We start from the raw sequence: 20,798 nt of genomic DNA, 5'->3' as shown, positions 1-20,798 counted from the left end.
TAATGTTAAATCTATGTTAAATAAAAGTTGATTAAATCCTATTATGTTAAGTTTTTTAAATTTAAGTTAAAAATAATATATGTAATGTAAATAAAAAAACCCATTAAATGGGTTTTATTTTCTAAAGTCTTTTAAGTTATTTTCTATGCTTAAATTTTTTAATATTGATGTTAATAATATTTGTCTAGTTTCTATTGATTTACCAAACTCTTCAAAGCTTTTCATACAATCTAACTGATAAGTTTCTATTATGCCTTTTTCTAATTCTTCTAAATGTTTTACGATATACTCCTTTATATCTTCTTTGCTTTTTAACCTATCTATTTCTTCGCCTCTTAAAACATGCTTAAATATTTCAAATCCCTCACCTTTTGATCCCCATATAAATATTCTAAATGTTATTAATGCCATTTCACAATATATACCTGCACTTATAGAATTCATATGATTTATATCTTCATACAAATGTTGATTAAAATCAAAGAAGTTACTAGATGCTATTTCATAAGTTTTTTGAGGTTCAAATTCGATATTACTTTCAGCTATGTTTTTGTCTAAACTTTCATAGCCACTACTTTTTATAAGAACATCACATAATGGTGATGTATGTATTGATAATTTGTCTTTTGATAAAAATTGTTTCATAGTTTTGCTCCTTAATTTAAAATATATGTTTATTATAACTATGAGTCTATTTTTAAACAATAGTTATTGTAGAAAATATCTATAATAATTAGATTTACTAGTATTTATGGCAACAGATGAACAGCATATAATTGTTTATCTGTAAACTTAGTTTTTATAGTAATTACTACTATATTAAAGTGAATATAAAAAAGATGTGTAAAATAATTATATTTTGCACATCTTTTTAGTATTAATATTATTATATAAAAAGTTTCATATTGATTTATTTTATAAGAATTAATTTAAAGCCATACTTTACATAGCTACTTAGCCCAGTAGTAAACATCGCCATTTTTACTTACTGCATATATATTATCGTCTTTTGTTCCTACAGTAAGCTTATTATTTTTGATTTTTTCTTTTATATCCTTTTCATTAAACCATTTAGTTTCTATAAACTTATCATCTAGTACACTTTTTTTATCTACCTTTTCTAATGTTTGTATAAATTTATCTGTTTCATTTTTTGGTATTATAAATCTTCCATTTGCTTTATTGGAATCTAAGTTATGAACTTCTTGTATATTGGTAGCACTAGTTGGTATGTTTTCAGGAATCCAACCTCTTTCTATTATATCTTTAGCATCTTTATAGCTATCAAACTTATGGATTTTTATATCCATACTACATCCTGTCAATATAGTTGCCAACATTAAAAATACTATTATTTTCTTCATTCTCAATTTCCTCCATGTCTGTTTCATTTAATATTATAAACATATTATATATACTCTATCTTAAAAAATAATAAACCAAATATTAAATAAATCTTAAATTATTTAAATACTATCTAAAAATACCAAAAGACCATCTTAAAATAAGTATAGTTAATAACAAAACTTACTTTAAGATGGTCTTATATAATTTTTATTAATCTTTAAATACAGTATTTTCAGTTTTCCATTGTAATAATTTTATATATAACCAAAAACCATATATACCAAGAGTTATTATAGTTAATACTAGCCATTTTATATAGTTAAAAAATAAGCTAGATCCAGTACCTTTAAATTCGAGCCTTCTTCCTTCTATTACCGTATTTTCGGCTTCCCATCTATATTTTATGCACATAGCCCACGGTGTGGCTAATCCTAACGTAAAAGCAGTTATTAACCAAGCTAATATATTAACTCCAATAAGTCCTAGTAATCCACCTTCAAATCTTGATTCCATATGTTTCCCTCCTATTATGTATATATATTAATATATATGCATAATAAAGTATATAAACTGCAACTTAATTAAATCTTAAATAAACCTTAAAACTTTATAAAAATTTATGGTATAGTGAATTATTCTTTTATTATAAATCTTTCTATAAAATTAACAATTACTTTTTCTAAGTCTCCACTATCTTCTACTTCTATTATCCTAGGTGTAGCTAATTCACCTCCATGTTCAAAGTTTACGCTTGATATTACGATTTCTTTGTCTTCATAGTCAAAGTCAAGTGTTAAACCTACTAGGTTATTTAAATCTAGTCTAAAGTCCCCAATGTCTCTTATATTATAATCCTCATACTCATCATCACCATAACTTCTTAAATTATATATCTTTCCATCTAAAAATTCTACCTTATCTAAATCTTCATTAGTCTTACCTATAGCAAAATGGAGTGCATACTCTTCTCCTAACAATAAATTAGCATAATCACTTGCATCATTTATATCTTCATAATCTTCATCAAAAGTTATTACATCCATATAGTCTCTATCTATCAAACATACTCTTGATACATAATCTGGATAATCATATAATAATTCATCACAATTATCCTTATAATAATTTATAAAATTTTCTAATCTAAACTCTTCTGGTTTTATTCTTATAGCTTGCATATTTATGTCCTTTCTATACTAATTCGTCAAATCTTTGTTATGCTAAAAATCAAATTTAATTTAAAATATGTTTGTATATTTTTAATACTTATATAATATATCATACTATTAATTCACTTTGAATATATGTTTTTTTATATGCTCCTTTTTTCTTATTAATCTCAACTATATCTTTCAATAATATAAGAGAATTTGAATAATGGAGCGTTTCTACAAATAATGAATTAATATATACAGTCAACTAAAATATGAAAAAAACTATATTTGTAGTAAATATAATAATATAAAAAGAGCCCTTATTTAGAAATTTAATACAGGCTCTTTTTATTAATTCAAATTATTTGAACTCTTTTTTATCATATATCTTTATGGATATTATCATAGATATTAAAATAGTTAAAATACTTATAATTATTGATACTATTAAAGGATTTATATTATTTATATAGTCTATTATATTTTTTAGCTGTTTTGAAGGATTTTGAAGTATATCTACAATTGGCATTGAACAAAATATTGTAGCTAAAGTTATAGCCATAGTTATGAATTTTCCCTTTATTGCACCATATTTAATCATTGCTGGAATTAACATACTAATAATTAATGTAGATGATAATATTACTGTAGTTAATAGTAAATCTAAATTTATATCAACTTCTATTATATGGTATATAACACTTACTATAAGTATTGATGATATCATTGTTATAATACCAATTACATATCTCGATATAACGTACTCACTTCTTTTTACAGGAATTACTCCTATCAAATTATCTATACCACTTACATCTTCATAAGACATAAGCTGTGGTACACCAACAATTGTAATCATTGAAGATAAAGCACCTATAAATGAAGGATTGATTGCTGATACAAATAACCACATTATAATTATTATACCAACTTGCTTAAGTATTGCTTTAAAATTTATTAAACTCATTTTAGTAAGATTCATTATATTATTCATATTAATACCCCCTAGTATAATACATTAGTATATCTTCTAAATTAACTTTGTCATAAACAACTTCTTCCCCAAATATTTCGTATGCATGTTTTACATTTGATGTTAATCCTTCAAATCCAAATGAATTTTCATTAAATGCTACTAATGCTCTTTTAGTTTCATTGTCTAATAAATTTTTCCCACCTCTTATCATACTATGTCTTTCTAATATGCTATCTTTATCTCCGCTTAGTATTATTTTCCCATCATATATAAATACTAAATAGTCTGAGACTTTATCTAAATCAGATGTTATATGAGTAGAATAAAATACAGTAGCTTCTTCTTTTTCTATATGTTCTTGAAGTATATCTAAAAATTCATTTCTGACTAAAGGGTCTAAATTTGCTGTTGGTTCATCCATTATTATAAGTTTTGGATGATGAGACAGCGCCATTGTTAATTCAAACTTTTTCTGTTGTCCCTTTGAAAGTTTCTTATATATTTTATTTTCATCTAATTTAAATTTTTGTATATATCTTCTATACAATGATTCATCCCAATTCTTATAAAAAAAAGATACTGACTTTTTTATATCCTTAAGTTTAGATTCATTTAAGTAACCAGGAACATCACCAATATAACCTATTAATTCTTTTGTATTTATATCATTTTTTTTATATTCTTTTCCAAATATTTTTATACTACCACTATCTTTAAATATCATATTCATAATTAATTTTATTGTGGTAGTTTTTCCTGATCCATTTGGACCTATAAACCCTGTTATATATCCCTTTTTTATATCTAAATTATCTATACATAAATTAAATGTATCTAAATTTTTCTTCAAATTTCTAATCTCTATTGCATTCATAATATACCTCCTTATATTTCTTCATATATACTTTTAAATATTTCTAGTCCTTCTTCTAATGTTATACCTACTGATTTTACTTGCCTTATAATATCCTCTAATTTATTTTCTATTTCATATAAAGCTATTTCTCTTAATCGATCTGTATTTTTTGTTGATACAAAAGTTCCTCGCCCTGTAACAGTCTCTATAAATCCTTCTTTCTCAAGTTCTTCATAGGCTCTTTTTATGGTTATTATGCTAACCTTTAATTCTTTTGCGAAATTTCTTATAGATGGGAGACCTTCCCCTGGCTTTAATGTTGAGTCTAATATCTGATTTTGTATCTGGCTTTTTATTTGTTCATACAAGGGTATTGTTGATGTATTACTTATATTTATATTCAATTTTACACCTCTCTTCCTTACTTAATATTTAGTGTATATAAAATGTATATATTATATACACTTTATGTACACTTCATGTCAACCTATTTTCAAAATTAATTAAAAAAATATATACTTAATGATTTTTATTTAAATGTAAGTTTTATAGAATTGTTCTGTAACAATAAATTAAATACTATTGTAATATAATAAAAATATAGTATCATTTTTAATAACTTTTTTATAATCTATTGTATATGGTTTTAAATAATGTTAGTATATGCTGATGGATATGTCTTACATAAAAGGGGGGAATGTTTATGACTAAAGATATGACTACTGGTAATCCAGTAAAATTAATTTTATATTTTTCTATACCATTACTTATAGGAAATATTTTTCAACAATTCTATAGTATGGTAGATACAATAATTGTTGGAAGATTTTTAGGTGTTAAAGCTCTAGCAGCTGTTGGATCAACAAGTTCTATGATTTTTTTAATAATAGGATTTATATTAGGCCTTGCATCTGGTTTTTCCGTATTAGTTTCACAAAGGTTTGGAGCAAATGATGAAGAAGGTGTTAAAAAAGCCGTAGGTAGTGCAATTGTACTGTCTGTAATTATGACTATTATAATTACTATTTTAAGTATATTTTTTACTAAACCACTTTTAAATTTAATGAAAACTCCACATGATATAATAGATGAAGCTTATTCATATATAATAATTATATACGGAGGTATATTTGTTACATTTTTCTATAATATAATTGCAAGTATACTTCGTGCACTTGGAGATAGTAAAACTCCTTTATATTTCTTAATTGTTGCATCCATTTTAAATATAATACTAGATTTGATGTTTATAGTTAAATTCTCTATGGGAGTTAAAGGAGCTGCTTATGCTACTGTTATTTCCCAAGGAGTTTCAGGTATACTATGCTTAATTTATACTGCTAAAAAATTTCCTATATTAAGACTTGAAAAAAGACATTTTAGCTTCAACTTAGACTTTTATAAGAAACACTTAAATATAGGAATCCCAATGGCTCTTCAATTTTCAATAACTGCTGTCGGAGCAGTAATACTTCAGGGTGCTGTTAATTCATTTGGATCAACTATTGTTGCTGCATATACTGCTGCTTCTAGGGTTGAACAACTTGTTATGCAGCCAAGTGTAACATTTGGTGTTACTATGGCAACTTATTGTGCTCAAAATCTTGGTGCTAATAATATCGAACGAATTAAAGAGGGAGTTAAAAAGTGTACATTAATAAATATAGCTATTGGTGTTATTGGTGGAATTATACTTATGACACTTGGTGAATATTTTGTTAAGCTATTTGTATCAAATTCAGATCCAAATGTAATATCATACGCTACTAAATATCTAACTACAGTTTCTTTCTTCTTTATACCTCTTAGCTTAATATTTATATACAGAAATGCACTTCAGGGTATGGGATATACTTTCGTGCCTATGATGGCTGGTGTTTACGAATTACTTGCCAGAACTATTGTTGCATTTACATTACCTTTAGCTATTGGTTATACTGGTATTTGTTTAGCAGGTCCTATGGCTTGGCTTGCAGCATCTATACCGTTATTTATTGACTATCATAAAAAAGTTAATAGTATAAATTCTTCAGAGTGTTACTCATCATAAAAATTATAAGACAAATCTACATTTAAAAAGCTAGCTTAAAAATTTAAGCTAGCTTTTTATTCTCCTACTCCAAAATCAGTATTATTATATAATACTTCTATATTAGGATTTTTATCTAGTAAGTCTTTATATTTATCTACAAACCAATTAACTATCTCATCATCTCTTTTAATATCTGATGTATTATTTACAAAAACATTTATAGTAGCATGATCAAAATTATTTAAAACTATATCCATATCTTTATCTATCATTTCTTTTGTCTGACCTTTTATACCTACCATCATGCATGGAGAATCAAAATAAGTTTTAAGTTCTTCTACACTTTTAAATTTAGCATTTTTATTTAGAAAATTATTTCTAAAGTCATAATCAAAACTTTCTACACCTATTTTAAAAGTTATAGGTATTTCAAAATATTCTCTCATATCTTGTATTTTATTTTTATATGACCAATGACTTTCTAAAAATAGTTTTTCAATATTTTTGTCTTTTATTATATCTTTTATTTTATCAAGTGTAGCTTTCGGAAGTTCAAAACAACTTCCTGAGTTTATAACTTCTAAAACTTTGTATTTTCCTGTTATATTTTCAAGTACTTTAAAATTTAATTTATTTATTTCCTCTTCTGATTTTGAGTTATCTAATATATAATCACAGAAACTACATTTTCCCCATACGCATGGAAAACTTTTAAGTAGTACTATTTCTCTTTGGTTTTTATTAGTTATTTCACTATATCTGTCCATTTTTTCTCCTTTATAATAAATTAGGTATTATACATAATATAATACCTAATTTGATATATTCCAATCTATGTTTAATTTAAATTTATAAAAATTAGTTATTATGAATTTTATCTATTTAATAATATTTGTGATTTTACATTTCTAGGAAGTGCATTAACACAACCCCCTATTAATAGTACTGCCACAAATTTATCAGCATAATCTGTAAATATTTGTGTTATAAATACACTTAATACATCTGGAACTCCAATTACACTTAGTACTTGAACAATATATGATGAACCCGATGATGTTATACCTCCAAATAAAAATGCACTTATCATGGCACTTATTATAGATGTTGGTAATGTGAATATAAACACTCCAAGAGGAGTTTTTATACCTTTTAAGAATCCTTTTTTATACATCAAACCAGCTAAATACCCTGTACTTATTTGAACAGGAGCAAAGTATATTGAATATATATCAAAAGTCATTCCACTTACTAAGCTTCCACATAGACCTGTTATTACGGCATATTTAGGTCCAAGTAAACAGGCTATAAATATTGTTCCTATAGAGTCCATATATATAGGAAGTCTTAAAGAATAGGCTATAAATGCTCCTACTACATTTAAAGCTATTCCAAAGCTTATTAAAGTTAAGTTTCTAACGTTTAATTTCTTTTCCATATTATATCACTCCTTTTATAGAGTCTATAATATTACCTTTATCCTTAAATATATTTTTTATAAACATCTTCATAAAAGCTTTTGCATCTACTTCTGTCAGTATATGTGCATTATGTTTCTTTTTATAAAAATCATATGCATCTACTATAGTTTGACCTATGGCTTTTCCTTCTTCTACTATTTCAACGTAAGAATCAAATCCGTTGCATAGATTTCTGTCTATAAAATATGCGACTGCTAATGGATCATTTATTACACAACCTATTATGCCTTCTTGATTCCAATGAAAATCTATATAAAATCTAGTTATTTCTGTTATATATTTAGATACATCTTTATCTAGTTTGTTTATAAATTCAATAATATTTGGTGTTAATACTATTTTTCTAGTTACATCAAGTCCTATCATATGAATTTTTTTAGGTAAGTTTTTATAAACATATTCAGCAGCATGTGGATCTACCCAATAATTAAATTCTGCTACTGGTGAACAGTTCCCATGACTTTTGTAAGTTCCTCCCATGGAAACAAACTCATCTAAGTTATCGAAGGCTTTCTTATCTTTAATTAATGCTTTAGCTATATTGGTAAGCGGACCTAATGCTATAATAGATACGTCTTTATTTCTATTTAAAGTATCTATTATAAAGTCTACTCCACCATGTAAAATTTTAGCATCAACTTCTTCATAAAAATTTTCTCCTATACCATCTTCTCCATGAGTATCTTGTGCTGTTATAAGTTCTTTTTTTAAAGGTAGCTCTTCTCCTATATATACAGGTACATCTAGCGAAGAACACATTTGAAGTGCTTTTAGAGCATTTTTTGCTCCTAAGTTTGCAGGTACATTTCCACTACATACGGTAATCCCTAATACTTCTAATTCTGGTGAATTTAATGCTAGAAGTATTGCTAATGAATCGTCAATTCCTGGATCACAATCAATTATTACTTTTCTTTTTTTCATTTTAATCTCCTCCATAAACATTTAATGGAGAACTATACGCTTTTATTTAGTGCATTAAAAAAGCGTATCTAGGATACGTCTATATACTGCCACTATATAAATCCCTAGTTTTTTATACTTGGAGTTCTCGAACAAGTCCTAGATAACTTTAAACTATCTAGTATTTTTAATATTTATACGGTTTATTATAGTTTTCTGTCTAGTCTTTTGTCTAGTCTTTTTGACTTATCCATGACTAACTGACAAATTTAATTTTACAATAAATAGTTGTATAATTCAACATAAATAAAATTTAATTTTTTATATTTTAGGTTTATATTATTCATGATAATATTGATAACTTAATAATATTATAGACTCATATTTATGTATCACTATTCATAGATTTATTATATGCTTGTTTAAAAATTTAAAGTTAGTTGGTGATATATTGAGATTATTAAGAACCTATAAAAAGTCTTTAAAATTAGAAGTACTAACAAGTTTACTTTTAATTTTAGCTACTATGTGTGCTCTTTTTATGTACAATACTCCTTTAAGAAGTATTTATGAGTTTATATTTAAAGATATTTGTATAGTAAATAATTTTTCATTTCATATGTTTGTAAATGATTTTTTAATGGCTATTTTTTTTCTAGTAGCAGGTCTTGAGATAAAACACGAAATACTTTATGGAAATTTATGCTCTTTTAAAAAGGCATCTTTTCCAGTTATAGCTTCTATCGGCGGTGTTATTGTTCCCGCAGCTATATTTATATATTTAAATAAAAACACTGCTTTTTTAAGTGGATTTTGTATACCTATATCTACAGACATAGCCTTTGCAGTAGGTATATTTTTACTATTTTCTAAAAAACTTAATCCATCACTTAAAGTATTTTTACTTTCCCTAGCAGTCGTGGATGATTTGATTTCTATACTAGCTATAGGTGTAGTTTACTCATTGGATATAAATTTAATCTATTTATCTATAGCACTTTCAATTGTACTTTTGCTTATTATAGCAAATAAAGTATTTAATATTTACAGCATATATTATTACCTTATATCTGGTTTGTTTTTGTGGTATTTCATTTATTTAAGTGGAGTTCACTGTACAATAAGTGGGATATTATTAGCTCTCACAATTCCTTCACGTAATAATAATGGATACAATACCTTAGAACAACTTCAAAGGATTTTAGTTCCTTTTAATAGTTTATTTATAATACCACTTTTCGCATTTGCTAATACAGGTATTTCTATTACTTCCAGTATAGGTACTTCTGATACGAATTCTTTAGTCTATGGTATAATTTTAGGACTTTGTTTAGGGAAACCTTTAGGAATAGTGCTTTTTAGTTTTATTGGTTGTACTTTTAGAATTTCTGAAAAGCCTTCTAGTATAAGTTGGTTGTCTGTATTTTTGGTATCATTAATTGCAGGTGTTGGTTTTACAATGTCTATCTTTGTATCTGAAGTTGCATTTATAAATAATATGATTTTAATTGATATTTCAAAAAGAGCTATATTGATATCTTCTTGTATATCCATATTATCTAGTATAGCTGTAATAAGCTTTTTTGATATTAGATTTAAACTTATGCTTAAAAACAAAAGCTCCTTAGTAAATAAATATTACATATCATAATAAAAGGTGTTATCTCTATTATTTGCTGAGATAACACTTTTTTTATTTACAATTTAGCCTTTTCATTAACTAAAGCCACTTCTTTTATGGCTTCAACTACTCCGTTGTCATCATTAGATTTAGCTATGAATCTTGCATTAGACTTTACTTTATCTTTAGCATTCTCCATTGCAAAACTATAATATGCAGATGCCATCATTTCTAAATCATTCATATTATCGCCAAATACCATAGTTTCATCATATTTTATATTAAATTTATTTTTAATTATTTCTATTCCATTTTTCTTATTTCCACCATATCTACATATATCAATAGAAAATCTCCCAGATATAGTTACCATAAACTCATTATTTAAAATTTTAAGTTTCTCGCGATTTTTATTAATATCACTTGGTTTTCCAAAAACCGTAACTTTTATAATATTATCCTTTATTTTCATAATATCTTTAGTATATTTTATATTAAGCCCCCATAGAATCCCTATGAACTTAGCAACTTTACTTTCGCTGTATATAATATCTTTTCCACAATAAAGTGTATTGTGCTTAAAAAATTTTCTTACAACTATTGCTATATTTTTTAACTTATCTTTTTGTATATAGTTCTCAAAAATAACTTTACCTTTATATTCTATATAGTTTCCATTGTTTGCTGCAAATACAATATCTTCATCTATATCTTTAAATACTTTCTTTAGAGAAAATATATCTCTTCCACTTATCGCTGTAAATATTATATTATCTTCTTTTAATTGTTTTAATATCGTATAAAATTCGTTGTTTATCTTTTTCTTTGAATTTAATAAGGTTCCATCCATATCAGATGCAATTAATTTTATCATCTGTACCTCCTAAAATTTCTAATCTTTATAATTTAACATAAAATCTACCTATGTATAAATCATATACCCCTATTAACTTTTTTAAAACTAAAAATACTTCCTAGTAAACATACTAGAAAGTATTATAATACATATTTTTTTGAACTTTTTAATAATCTATCTAATAATAACTTATAAAAAATACTTAACATCTATTATTACTTTAATTTTATTTGAAAAGTATCTATTTTTTTAATAAAATTTTATTATTTTTTAAGGCCTTTATCAATTTCAATACAAAGTATCCAATAAATAATATACTATATATACTTAATTTTAATATATCAACTTTATCATCATTTAAAATTGAAAGTACTATATGTACATAAGCTAATACATAAAATGGATAAGCCCATCTTTGTAACTTTTTCCACTCTAAATACTGCATTTTAACTCTTACTTTTTTGAGAGACGTTATAAACAATGGAATCATTATTATAAATGCTATTAAACCAACAATTAAATATATAATATAAAGTGTAGTTATAGGCTTATAATTAAGTAATTTCACTATAAAACGTACTAAATACATTATACAATGAGGAAATATTAGTATAGATCCTAAAATCGCAGCCTCTGCTCTTATTCCTAACAATTTTTTCGTTATTTTCCACCTTGGGTTAAGTGCTCCTGCAAACATTACTAATATAAAAAATGCTATTGAAAAATTCCCCTTCATAGATGCTTTTTCAAATTCACCTATAAATCCTTGTAATTTTATATCTGAGGTTAATCTAAATATTTCATAAATTACTGTTGATGTGGCTATTATTGAAGCTATTAAATAAAATAACCTCGAATGTTTTCTTATGCTAGATGTAAAAATTAGCGCTAAAGCCACTATAAAAATTAATGAATAAACTAATCGCATATTAATTCTCCTTTTCATTTCATATTGATAATCATTATTATATTTTAGCATTAATACCTTGTCAATAATTTTAATTAGAATTCTTATAAAATAGCATGTGGAAAAATTTAGGAATCATCAAATTGTAAAATTTCTTTAGGTTTTAACTACTTAAATTTAATCTATATAGTTTTAATTTTATTCATATAAATTTTCTAAATGTATATACTCTACTATAGATATCTTTTCCTAATCCCAACCTTACTTATGATAAAAGTATTGCATAACATATTTATAAATTTATATGAATTATAAAAAATTAATATTAAAATGAGTTATTAATGTATGGCTCAAAAGGGGGAATATTTATGGATAATCAAAACAATTTTAAGCCATTTATTCCTGCTAATAAAATAGTTCCTGAGTTTACTGTTACATCAATAGTTCTTGGGGGCTTATTAGCTGTAATATTTGGTGCTGCAAATGCTTATCTAGGTCTTAGAGTTGGTATGACAGTTAGTGCATCAATCCCTGCTGCTGTTATATCAATGGGAGTTTTAAGGGTTATATTGAAAAGAGATTCTATACTAGAAAATAATATAGTGCAAACAATAGGTTCAGCTGGAGAATCTTTGGCCGCTGGTGCTATATTTACATTACCTGCTATGTTTATATGGATGAAAGATTGGGGACTTGGAAGTCCAAGCTTAATTAAAATTGCAATCATAGCTTTATGTGGTGGTATACTTGGAGTATTATTTATGATACCTCTAAGAAAAGCACTTATTGTAAAAGAACATGGTGTATTACCTTATCCAGAAGGTACTGCTTGTGCAGAAGTTTTACTTGCTGGAGAAGAAGGTGGATCTAAAGCATCTATAGTATTTGCTGGTCTTGGTATAGCTGGTTTATACAAATTTATAGGTGATGGTTTAAAACTATTCCCAACAGAAATTGAATGGGAAATACCTGGGTATCATAATGGAGCCTTTGGTATAGACGTATTACCTGCATTACTTGGAGTTGGATATATATGTGGATTTAAGATATCTGGATATATGTTTGCTGGTGCTATAGTTGGTTGGATAGCATTAATTCCACTAATATCATTATTTGGTGCCAATATGACACTTTATCCTGCTACAGTTCCTATAACTGAACTAGGATTTTGGGATATATGGGATAATTACATAAGATATATTGGTGCAGGAGCTGTTGCTTGTGGAGGTATTATTAGTTTAATAAAATCACTGCCTCTTATAATAGATACATTTAGAAAAGCTATGAAGGATTATTCTAATTTAGATAAATCTGAAAGTTCACTTAGAACTGATCAAGATATGTCTATGAAGGTTGTTTTATTTGGATCTTTATTAGTAGTTATAGCCATATGGCTAGTTCCTTCTATTCCAGTTAATTTAGTTGGAGCACTTTTAGTTGCTGTATTTGGTTTCTTCTTTGCAACAGTATCTTCAAGACTTGTTGGTATAGTTGGAAGTAGTAATAACCCAGTTTCTGGTATGGCTATTGCTACACTTTTAATAAGTACTATAGTATTAAAATCAACAGGACTTGTTGGCCAAGATGGTATGATGGGTGCTATAGCTATAGGTTCTGTAATATGTATTATAGCTGCAATTGCTGGAGATGCTTCTCAGGACTTAAAAACAGGTTATATTGTTGGTGCAACTCCTAAGAAACAACAATATGGAGAGCTTATAGGTGTATTAATTTCTGCTATAACTATAGGTGCAGTATTATACTTACTAAATGCAGCTTGGGGATTTGGTTCAAAAGAAATACCAGCACCACAAGCTACTCTTATGAAACTAGTTGTTGAAGGTGTTATGGAGGGAAATCTTCCTTGGACTTTAATATTTGCTGGTGCAGGAATAGCTGTTGCTGTTGAAATAATAGGAATACCTGTACTACCATTTGCAGTTGGACTATATCTTCCAATACATTTAAGTGCTGGCGTAATGGTTGGTGGTATTATTAGATTATTCTTTGAAAAGAGAAAGAAAGTATCTGAAGATGATAGAAAAGAACAAATTGATAGAGGTATATTATATACTTCAGGTCTAATAGCAGGTGAAGGTCTAATTGGGGTATTACTTGCTATATTTGCAATAATAAATGTTGGAGAATCAACACTTGCTGATACTATAAACCTTTCTACTTCTGTTAATTTAGGTCAAATAGGTTCTATTATAGCATTTATCATACTAATAATTACACTATTTAAGTTTACTATCTCCTATAAAGATAAAAGGAGTAAAACATCATAGAATATAAAAAATCTATAAACATATACTTAAGTAGGAGAAATTTTCTCCTACTTATTTCTTTAATTATAAATAAGTTGCTTATTCTAAATTTGTAGGAGTGGTATTATGAAAAAAAATGATAAAAATTACTTAGACTTTATTCCTATCAAAAACTCAAAAATAACTTGGTCTGAGGATAACTTTGGGATAGTTACATTAGAAATCACGAGAAAAGGATTATTTGATAAGATTGCTCAAAATTTATTTAAAGTCCCAAAAAGTAGTTCCATAAAGTTAGACAAACTAGGAAGCTGTGTATGGAAAAATATAGATGGTGAAAGTTCTATATACGATATATCTAAATATGTTAAAGCTTCATTTGGAAAAGACTGTGAGCCATTATATGAAAGATTGATTACATATTTTACTATACTTAAAGATAATAAATTTATTTCTTTAAAAAAGGATGGTAGATAATGGATATTATTATATACATATTATTATTTGCAATTGCAACAATAATTATTTATACTTGGGGAATTATAAAAGAAAGAAATAAACCTAATGATTTACTAGACTTACTTTATAATAAATCTTACAAAGCTGTTATGAAAGCTTTTAAAACTAAAAATACTTTATCTAAAAAAGATATTGAAAATGAAATTTTAAATCTAAAAGCATCTTTATTTTACTCTAAAGACAAGTTAGTTATAAAAGATCCTTCTCATATATCTAAAATACTTATTGGAAAAATGCTTAAAGATGGTGTTATAGAAAAAACTACTAACGGATATAGCTTAAAATAGTTAAAACTATATTTGATTTAAAATTATATTCTGAAAAATATTTTTAATTTAACTAAAAAATGAGCTATTTAAAATAGCTCATTTTTATATGTATAACTCTAATTTACTTTTAAACACTAACCTATTATTTTAATAATCCTTTGTTAACCCCTTTATAAAGTATTATAAAACTTATTAAAAATGATATACTTGCTACTAAAAAGGCAACTACTATAGATGAATATTTCATAATAATTCCTGATATAAGAGTCCCTCCCATTATACCTAATGTCATAAGTGTTGATGTTAATCCATTTATTTTACCTAAATATTCTTGGTCTGTGACTTTAGTTATAAGCGCCATTACATATCCACTAAGTATTCCACCAAGTATATTATCTATAAATTGAAGGCTCATAGTAAATACTGGGTTTATTGAATATCCTTCAAAAAATACTGTTATAGCAAACACTCCTATAAGACTATATAATATTTTCATATTCATATATTTAGATATGACTAAATATAGTCCACCCCCAACTATTACTCCCACTCCTGCTATCCCTGAAAAGAACTGATAAAACTCTTTGCTAAGGCCTAACCTCTCCGTTACTAAGAATATATCTAGGTTATTAGCTATTCCCATAGCAAAGGCTACTATTAAAAATATTTTAGATAACAACTTTAGTATCTCTTTTTCATTTAAATATTTAAAAGTTAACTTAATATCTTCACGTATACCGCTACTCTCTATTTTTTCAAAACTCTTATTAGGTAATGTTAATAATAATAAAATGGATACTAAAAACAATCCTGATAATATTATTAATGTTTTACCTATTCCAAAATTAAAGTAAAAGTAAGATCCTATAAATGGTCCTATAACAAAAAATCCAGAGCTTAAAAGTTGATTTATTCCAACTGCATTTTCTATATATTCTTCATCTATATATTCCTTAAAATATTTTTGTGATGCAGGATATGAAAATTGTGTAACACTAGCAGAAACTAATACTGCTAAAAATATAGCTATTATATATCCTTTAGATATCGCTAAGCCTAGTATTATAAATGATATAAAACTAAATAAATCTCCACATATCATTAGTTTTTTAGGATTATACTTATCAGCTATTATTCCTCCTATAAAAGTAAGTAAAAACATTGGTAAAAACTCTATAAAATTAAGTGATGATATTGCTAATGGATCACTATTTGTTATATCCATTATAAAAAACATTATAGCTATATTTCTTATCCATATAGCCATTTGCTGTATTATATCTGTTATAAGTATTGTTAAAAATACTTTATTTTTAATTAGATTCAAAATATATACCTCCTAAGATCTATTGATGAATTTATTCTAATGTGTGGTTCTACTATATAATCAACTATGATTTAGACTTTTAATAAAATTTCTACAAAATATTTTTCATCGTTATTCTTTTTAGGTATATAAAAGCCACACTTTATAAATACCTCATTATTTTCTTTTTTGTTAAAGTGTTTACTAAGCCTTAGTAAATAATCATTTAGTTCATCAGAATTCCCATAAAATTTTACACAAATAAAATCTCCACTAATTTCTCTATGTATTAAATTTAAGTTCTTATCCATATACTTTTTTATTATACTAATATTTTTCTCATCTTCTTTTATAAGAATATTACTTTCATCTTCTTCTATACCTTTGCCATTATTCAAATTGTACATAGTGTAGTAACATTCTTCATTCATACATTCTAATACTTCATCTATGCACCTTATATACTCTTTATTAAAGTCTTTTTCTAATATTTTATCTAAATTTATTAAATAAAAACTGTATGTATCTCTGTATACTTTAATATTATTAAAGTCATATTCATTTTCAAAATTTATTACAATATCTAATATTTCGTTCCATTTTTTTAATTGTTTTTGTTTTCTTTTTAAGGACTCTATCTTTTCTTCTATTAGTTTTTCTTGCTTATTTACTAATTCTTTATATTTATACAGTTCTTCACTTTCTATAGTTTCTTTTATATCAGCTAAAGATATATCTAGGTCCTTAGTAGCTAGGATTAAATTTAACTGATCAATATGTTCTTGTGAGTAATATCTATATCCATTTGACTTATTTATATCTGGCTTTAAGAGTCCCATCTTGTCATAATATCTTAAAGTATCTTTGCTTATATTAAAAATTTTACTAACTTGACCTGTTAAAAGTTTCATATTTATCACCTCAAAATAATTATAAACTATGGTGTAAGACCACAGTCTATACTAATTTTGAATATTATATTACCTAAATTTATTCCTAAGCTTAAATAATTTACCTCATACTGTATAAAAATATATATAATACGTGTATAATGTAATTTACAAGATATGTAAAGGAGTTAAAAATGAACACATTTGAAAAATTAGACTTAAATGAAAACCTAATAAAAGGACTTAAAGAACAAAATATAACTTCTCCAACAGAAGTTCAATCTTTAACTATAAAAGATATATTAGATAATAAAGACTTATTAGTAAGCGCTCAAACGGGTAGTGGAAAAACTTTAGCTTACTTACTTCCTATGTTTGAAAAAATAGACACTACGAAAAGAGAAACACAAGTGTTAATACTTGCACCTACTCACGAATTAGTTATGCAAATAACTGAACAAGCTAAAATTTTGTCAAAGAATTCTAATATGAATGTTACTGCTTTTTCTATAATAGGTGAAGTAAATATTCAAAAGCAAATAAAAAATATAAAAACTATAAAACCTCATATAGTAGTTGGTACTTGTGGTAGAGTTTTAGACTTAATTAAGCAAAAAAAACTTAAAGCACATACTATAAAAACTATAATACTTGATGAAGTTGATAGTTTACTTAGTGGTAAAAATGAAGAAGTTGTTGAAAATATAATAAAGACTACATTAAGAGATAGACAACTTTTAGGATTTTCAGCTAGTTTAAATGAAAATACTATAAGTATGTGTGATTACTTAATGAAAGATATGAAAATGATTAAAACTAAAGATACATTAATAATAAATCCTAATATAAATCATATGTATTTATATGGAGATAGAAGAGAAAAATTTACATTACTTAGAAAATCCCTAGCTTCTGCTAATCCAAGTAGAGCTATCGTGTTTGTCAATGATGAAGATAGTATAGAGGTTATAACTGAAAAACTTAATTACCATAGCTATAAAGCTGTTTGTATATCTGGTAAAATGACTAAAGAAGATAGAAAAAATGCACTTAGTGCTTTTAGAAGTGGTAAAGTTCGTATTTTAGTATCTTCTGATCTTTCTGCTAGAGGATTAGATATAGTCGAGGTTAGTCATGTATTTAACTTAGACTTCCCACCTAGTAAAAATGAATATATACATAGATGTGGTAGAAGTGCTAGAGGAAATAGAAAAGGAACTGCAATATCTATAATAACTAATCAAAATTTATCTACTATAAGAGATTATAGAAGAGATTTTAAAATAGATATGAAAGCTGTTGAGTTAAAAAATGGCAAGTTTGTAGAAATTGATTTTGATAAGATGAAAAAAGAAGCTAGAAAAAAATCTAAAGAAAATGAAGCTAAAAAAGAAGAAAAAGTAAGTAAAAATAAAAAAGTAGATAAGTATGAACATAAAAAATCTACAAATAATAAATTTAATAAGAAAAAATAGTCAAAAGACGGTGTCGTGAAATATGACACCGTCTTTTATAATTATCTTTGAATTTTCTTAGTTATTATTTTAAATTAATTTGATACTACTATTCAAAGAAAACACTTGAATACTCTACTACTCCGCTTGTACCTTTAAATTTCTCTTCATCTAATACTAAAACTTTAAAAACATCATCTGGAACTTCAAATGGTGGTTTTATATCAAATTCACTAGCATTTATAAATCCAAACTTTAAATAGTAGTTAGGATGTCCTAATACTACTATAGATGTATATCCTAGATTTTTAGCTTTTTCTATAGCCTTATTTATTAGTGTGCTTCCTACACCTTTCTTTTGATACTCTGGTAGTACTGAAACTGGAGCTAATGCTAAAGATTCTCTAGATTCGTTTTTGTTTTTTATTTTTATTTTAGTAAGCAAAGAATAACCTACTATTTCTTCATTTACTTCGGCTAATAGAGCTAATTCTTTTACATATTCTTTACTATTTCTTAATCTATTAACTAAGTTATGCTCATCTTTATCACTAAACTCTTCATTTTTAAAACTTCCCTTTACTACATTTTCTACTGTATTATAATCTTTTTCTAGTTCACATCTTATATTTATCATTATATTTTACTCCTTTAGATCGCTTTTTATCATTTAATTATCCCATATGTATTAGTAGTTTTCAATTATTCTGTTTGTACTATTTTATTCTTTATAATATATGATTTTTATTTTAATAAAAAAAGACTTAAGAATTTTCTTAAGTCTTTTTTTAAATATTTATATTATTTTTCATATCTATTTTTTACATCATTATAAACTTCTTCGCTAACTTTATAAGTTCTTTTATTTATAGATATCTTGTACTCATTAGTGTCTACTATTTCATAAAACTCTACATTAGAACCTGGGTAAACTACTACTCCTGTTCCACTAATATTATTAAAGAAAAACATTATTTATCCCCCCTTTATCTCTCTATTATATTATTCAACATATTTATATATATTCCTCTTTTAAATATTTTTAATGTTTAGTTCTTCTTTTTTATAATCAAAATTTATTTAACAAAAAAGACAGGTATTTAAACCTGTCTTTATATATGTTAAGCACTTGCTAGCTTATCTGTGTTGTTGTAGTTATATATTAAGTCTATAAGCCTTCCGCTTATATTTACAGCTATTAAAGACCAAAATATATCATATGCAGATAGATATGACAAAGATAATATAAGTATAACTACATCACTTATCATATAAATCTTACCTATTTTTAAAGATGTAATCTTAGAAATCACCAATGCTAAAGCATCATCTCCACCAGCTGCTGCACCTTCTCTAACTATTATACCAACTCCTACACCTACAAATAAACCGGATAATATAGTCCCTAGTAGCTTGCTTTCAAGAACTGGTATTATAGGTCCTATTCCTTCAAATATAGAATAAAACACTGAGAAGCTAATTGTTGCAACTAATGAATACATTAAAAACTTCTTTCCAAAGAACTTATAACCTACTGCAAATAAACTAAGATCTATTAATATATTTGCCATAGATAAATCCACATTGAAAACATTCTTTAGCAGTAGTAAAACTCCTAACACTCCACCTTCAGTTATATTGTTTTGATAATTTAGATTAAATATTCCAAATGACAATATCATTGCCCCTAACAATATTAACATTATTTTTTTTACATTCGTCCGCCTATCCATAAATATCCCTTCCTATATTTTTATAATTTATTAGTCAGTTACCCTGACTTAATATCATTATATATATTTTAAATTATTTTGTATAGTGTGAATTTTAAAACTAAATATTATATAAGATTGACAATATTTTTTCAAGGGATTTTTGGAGTTTTTTTTATAAACTTTTAAATCTTTTGAAGATACTAGTATTTCCAAGGGTTACATGTGTATTATTTTTTTCCTATTCT

The 20,798-nt window shown here is 25.7% G+C and carries 23 protein-coding genes and 1 riboswitch; of the genes, 6 read left to right on the top strand and 17 right to left on the bottom strand.

Features of this window, described 5'->3' with window-relative positions; all coding sequences use genetic code 11:
- Positions 1-114: 114 nt before the first annotated feature.
- From I4U66_RS10035 to I4U66_RS10005, 7 genes are all read right to left on the bottom strand, one after another.
- Positions 115-645, bottom strand: coding sequence for a hypothetical protein (locus I4U66_RS10035; RefSeq protein ID WP_092925786.1), 531 nt, complete (start codon positions 643-645; stop codon positions 115-117).
- A gap of 305 nt (positions 646-950) precedes the next feature.
- Positions 951-1,364 (bottom strand): membrane lipoprotein lipid attachment site-containing protein, encoded by a 414-nt coding sequence (locus I4U66_RS10030; protein WP_092925784.1) that lies wholly within the window; start codon positions 1,362-1,364, stop codon positions 951-953.
- 193 nt (positions 1,365-1,557) lie between these two features.
- On the bottom strand, positions 1,558-1,860 hold the full coding sequence (locus I4U66_RS10025; RefSeq protein ID WP_092925782.1) for a DUF898 family protein: 303 nt from the start codon (positions 1,858-1,860) through the stop codon (positions 1,558-1,560).
- A 119-nt stretch (positions 1,861-1,979) separates the two neighbouring features.
- Positions 1,980-2,525 carry a hypothetical protein gene (locus I4U66_RS10020; RefSeq protein ID WP_092925780.1) on the bottom strand — a complete coding sequence of 182 codons (546 nt, stop codon included), beginning with the start codon at positions 2,523-2,525 and terminating at the stop codon, positions 1,980-1,982.
- A 337-nt stretch (positions 2,526-2,862) separates the two neighbouring features.
- Entirely contained in the window at positions 2,863-3,495 is a 633-nt protein-coding gene (locus I4U66_RS10015) for an ABC-2 transporter permease (protein WP_092925778.1), read from the bottom strand.
- 1 nt (position 3,496) lies between these two features.
- On the bottom strand, positions 3,497-4,351 hold the full coding sequence (locus I4U66_RS10010; RefSeq protein ID WP_195237766.1) for an ABC transporter ATP-binding protein: 855 nt from the start codon (positions 4,349-4,351) through the stop codon (positions 3,497-3,499).
- Between the two features lie 11 nt (positions 4,352-4,362).
- Positions 4,363-4,737 (bottom strand): GntR family transcriptional regulator, encoded by a 375-nt coding sequence (locus I4U66_RS10005; protein ID WP_092925776.1) that lies wholly within the window; start codon positions 4,735-4,737, stop codon positions 4,363-4,365.
- Positions 4,738-5,036: 299 nt separating this feature from the next.
- Here I4U66_RS10005 and I4U66_RS10000 point away from each other — a divergent pair, with 299 nt between their 5' ends.
- The gene (locus I4U66_RS10000) at positions 5,037-6,383 is read left to right on the top strand and encodes an MATE family efflux transporter (protein ID WP_092925774.1); all 1,347 of its coding nucleotides are present in this window, start codon (positions 5,037-5,039) and stop codon (positions 6,381-6,383) included.
- Between the two features lie 56 nt (positions 6,384-6,439).
- On the opposite strand, the gene I4U66_RS09995 is transcribed toward I4U66_RS10000, so the two are convergent.
- The 3 genes from I4U66_RS09995 to I4U66_RS09985 all read right to left on the bottom strand — a co-directional run bounded on the left by I4U66_RS09995 (position 6,440) and on the right by I4U66_RS09985 (position 8,770).
- A complete protein-coding gene (locus I4U66_RS09995; protein WP_092925772.1) occupies positions 6,440-7,132 on the bottom strand; it encodes a radical SAM protein in 693 nt (230 codons plus the stop codon).
- Positions 7,133-7,239: 107 nt separating this feature from the next.
- Positions 7,240-7,803, bottom strand: a complete 564-nt coding sequence (locus I4U66_RS09990) for an ECF transporter S component (RefSeq protein WP_092925770.1) — start codon at positions 7,801-7,803, stop codon at positions 7,240-7,242.
- Between the two features lies 1 nt (position 7,804).
- Positions 7,805-8,770, bottom strand: coding sequence for a nucleoside hydrolase (locus I4U66_RS09985; protein WP_092925768.1), 966 nt, complete (start codon positions 8,768-8,770; stop codon positions 7,805-7,807).
- A gap of 98 nt (positions 8,771-8,868) precedes the next feature.
- A riboswitch (PreQ1 riboswitch) is annotated at positions 8,869-8,912 on the bottom strand.
- Positions 8,913-9,200: 288 nt separating this feature from the next.
- Here I4U66_RS09985 and nhaA point away from each other — a divergent pair.
- Complete coding sequence (gene nhaA / locus I4U66_RS09980; RefSeq protein WP_243278802.1) at positions 9,201-10,400, top strand: Na+/H+ antiporter NhaA; 1,200 nt, start codon at positions 9,201-9,203, stop codon at positions 10,398-10,400.
- Between the two features lie 46 nt (positions 10,401-10,446).
- On the opposite strand, the gene I4U66_RS09975 is transcribed toward nhaA, so the two are convergent.
- Positions 10,447-11,244 (bottom strand): HAD family hydrolase, encoded by a 798-nt coding sequence (locus I4U66_RS09975; RefSeq protein WP_092925766.1) that lies wholly within the window; start codon positions 11,242-11,244, stop codon positions 10,447-10,449.
- 223 nt (positions 11,245-11,467) lie between these two features.
- Entirely contained in the window at positions 11,468-12,154 is a 687-nt protein-coding gene (locus I4U66_RS09970) for a ferric reductase-like transmembrane domain-containing protein (protein WP_195928824.1), read from the bottom strand.
- Between the two features lie 347 nt (positions 12,155-12,501).
- Here I4U66_RS09970 and I4U66_RS09965 point away from each other — a divergent pair, with 347 nt between their 5' ends.
- The 3 genes from I4U66_RS09965 to I4U66_RS09955 all read left to right on the top strand — a co-directional run bounded on the left by I4U66_RS09965 (position 12,502) and on the right by I4U66_RS09955 (position 15,206).
- A complete protein-coding gene (locus I4U66_RS09965; RefSeq protein WP_092925762.1) occupies positions 12,502-14,421 on the top strand; it encodes an OPT family oligopeptide transporter in 1,920 nt (639 codons plus the stop codon).
- 105 nt (positions 14,422-14,526) lie between these two features.
- Entirely contained in the window at positions 14,527-14,877 is a 351-nt protein-coding gene (locus I4U66_RS09960; protein ID WP_092925760.1) for a PqqD family protein, read from the top strand.
- Positions 14,877-15,206: a hypothetical protein gene (locus I4U66_RS09955; RefSeq protein ID WP_092925758.1), complete on the top strand. Its 330-nt coding sequence runs from the start codon at positions 14,877-14,879 to the stop codon at positions 15,204-15,206. Before I4U66_RS09960 ends, I4U66_RS09955 begins: the two co-directional genes overlap by 1 nt.
- Before the next feature lie 124 nt (positions 15,207-15,330).
- Here the strand turns inward: I4U66_RS09955 and I4U66_RS09950 are convergent, their stop codons facing one another.
- The gene (locus I4U66_RS09950) at positions 15,331-16,515 is read right to left on the bottom strand and encodes an MFS transporter (RefSeq protein ID WP_195581122.1); all 1,185 of its coding nucleotides are present in this window, start codon (positions 16,513-16,515) and stop codon (positions 15,331-15,333) included.
- A gap of 71 nt (positions 16,516-16,586) precedes the next feature.
- A complete protein-coding gene (locus I4U66_RS14650; RefSeq protein ID WP_092925755.1) occupies positions 16,587-17,405 on the bottom strand; it encodes a MerR family transcriptional regulator in 819 nt (272 codons plus the stop codon).
- 173 nt (positions 17,406-17,578) lie between these two features.
- Here I4U66_RS14650 and I4U66_RS09940 point away from each other — a divergent pair, with 173 nt between their 5' ends.
- Positions 17,579-18,859: a DEAD/DEAH box helicase gene (locus I4U66_RS09940; RefSeq protein ID WP_092925754.1), complete on the top strand. Its 1,281-nt coding sequence runs from the start codon at positions 17,579-17,581 to the stop codon at positions 18,857-18,859.
- 88 nt (positions 18,860-18,947) lie between these two features.
- On the opposite strand, the gene I4U66_RS09935 is transcribed toward I4U66_RS09940, so the two are convergent.
- The 3 genes from I4U66_RS09935 to I4U66_RS09925 form a co-directional block, all read right to left on the bottom strand.
- Positions 18,948-19,475, bottom strand: coding sequence for a GNAT family N-acetyltransferase (locus I4U66_RS09935; RefSeq protein WP_092925752.1), 528 nt, complete (start codon positions 19,473-19,475; stop codon positions 18,948-18,950).
- Positions 19,476-19,639: 164 nt separating this feature from the next.
- The gene (locus I4U66_RS09930) at positions 19,640-19,810 is read right to left on the bottom strand and encodes a hypothetical protein (RefSeq protein WP_166505459.1); all 171 of its coding nucleotides are present in this window, start codon (positions 19,808-19,810) and stop codon (positions 19,640-19,642) included.
- Between the two features lie 149 nt (positions 19,811-19,959).
- A complete protein-coding gene (locus I4U66_RS09925; RefSeq protein ID WP_092925750.1) occupies positions 19,960-20,571 on the bottom strand; it encodes a YitT family protein in 612 nt (203 codons plus the stop codon).
- Between the last annotated feature and the right edge of the window lie 227 nt (positions 20,572-20,798).

The organism is Romboutsia sp. D33t1_170424_H2, from assembly GCF_015669105.1.
GTDB lineage: Bacteria > Bacillota > Clostridia > Peptostreptococcales > Peptostreptococcaceae > Romboutsia_C > Romboutsia_C hominis.
The sequence above is the reverse complement of the archived record's forward strand: the minus strand, read 5'-3'. Positions and strand labels throughout refer to the sequence as shown.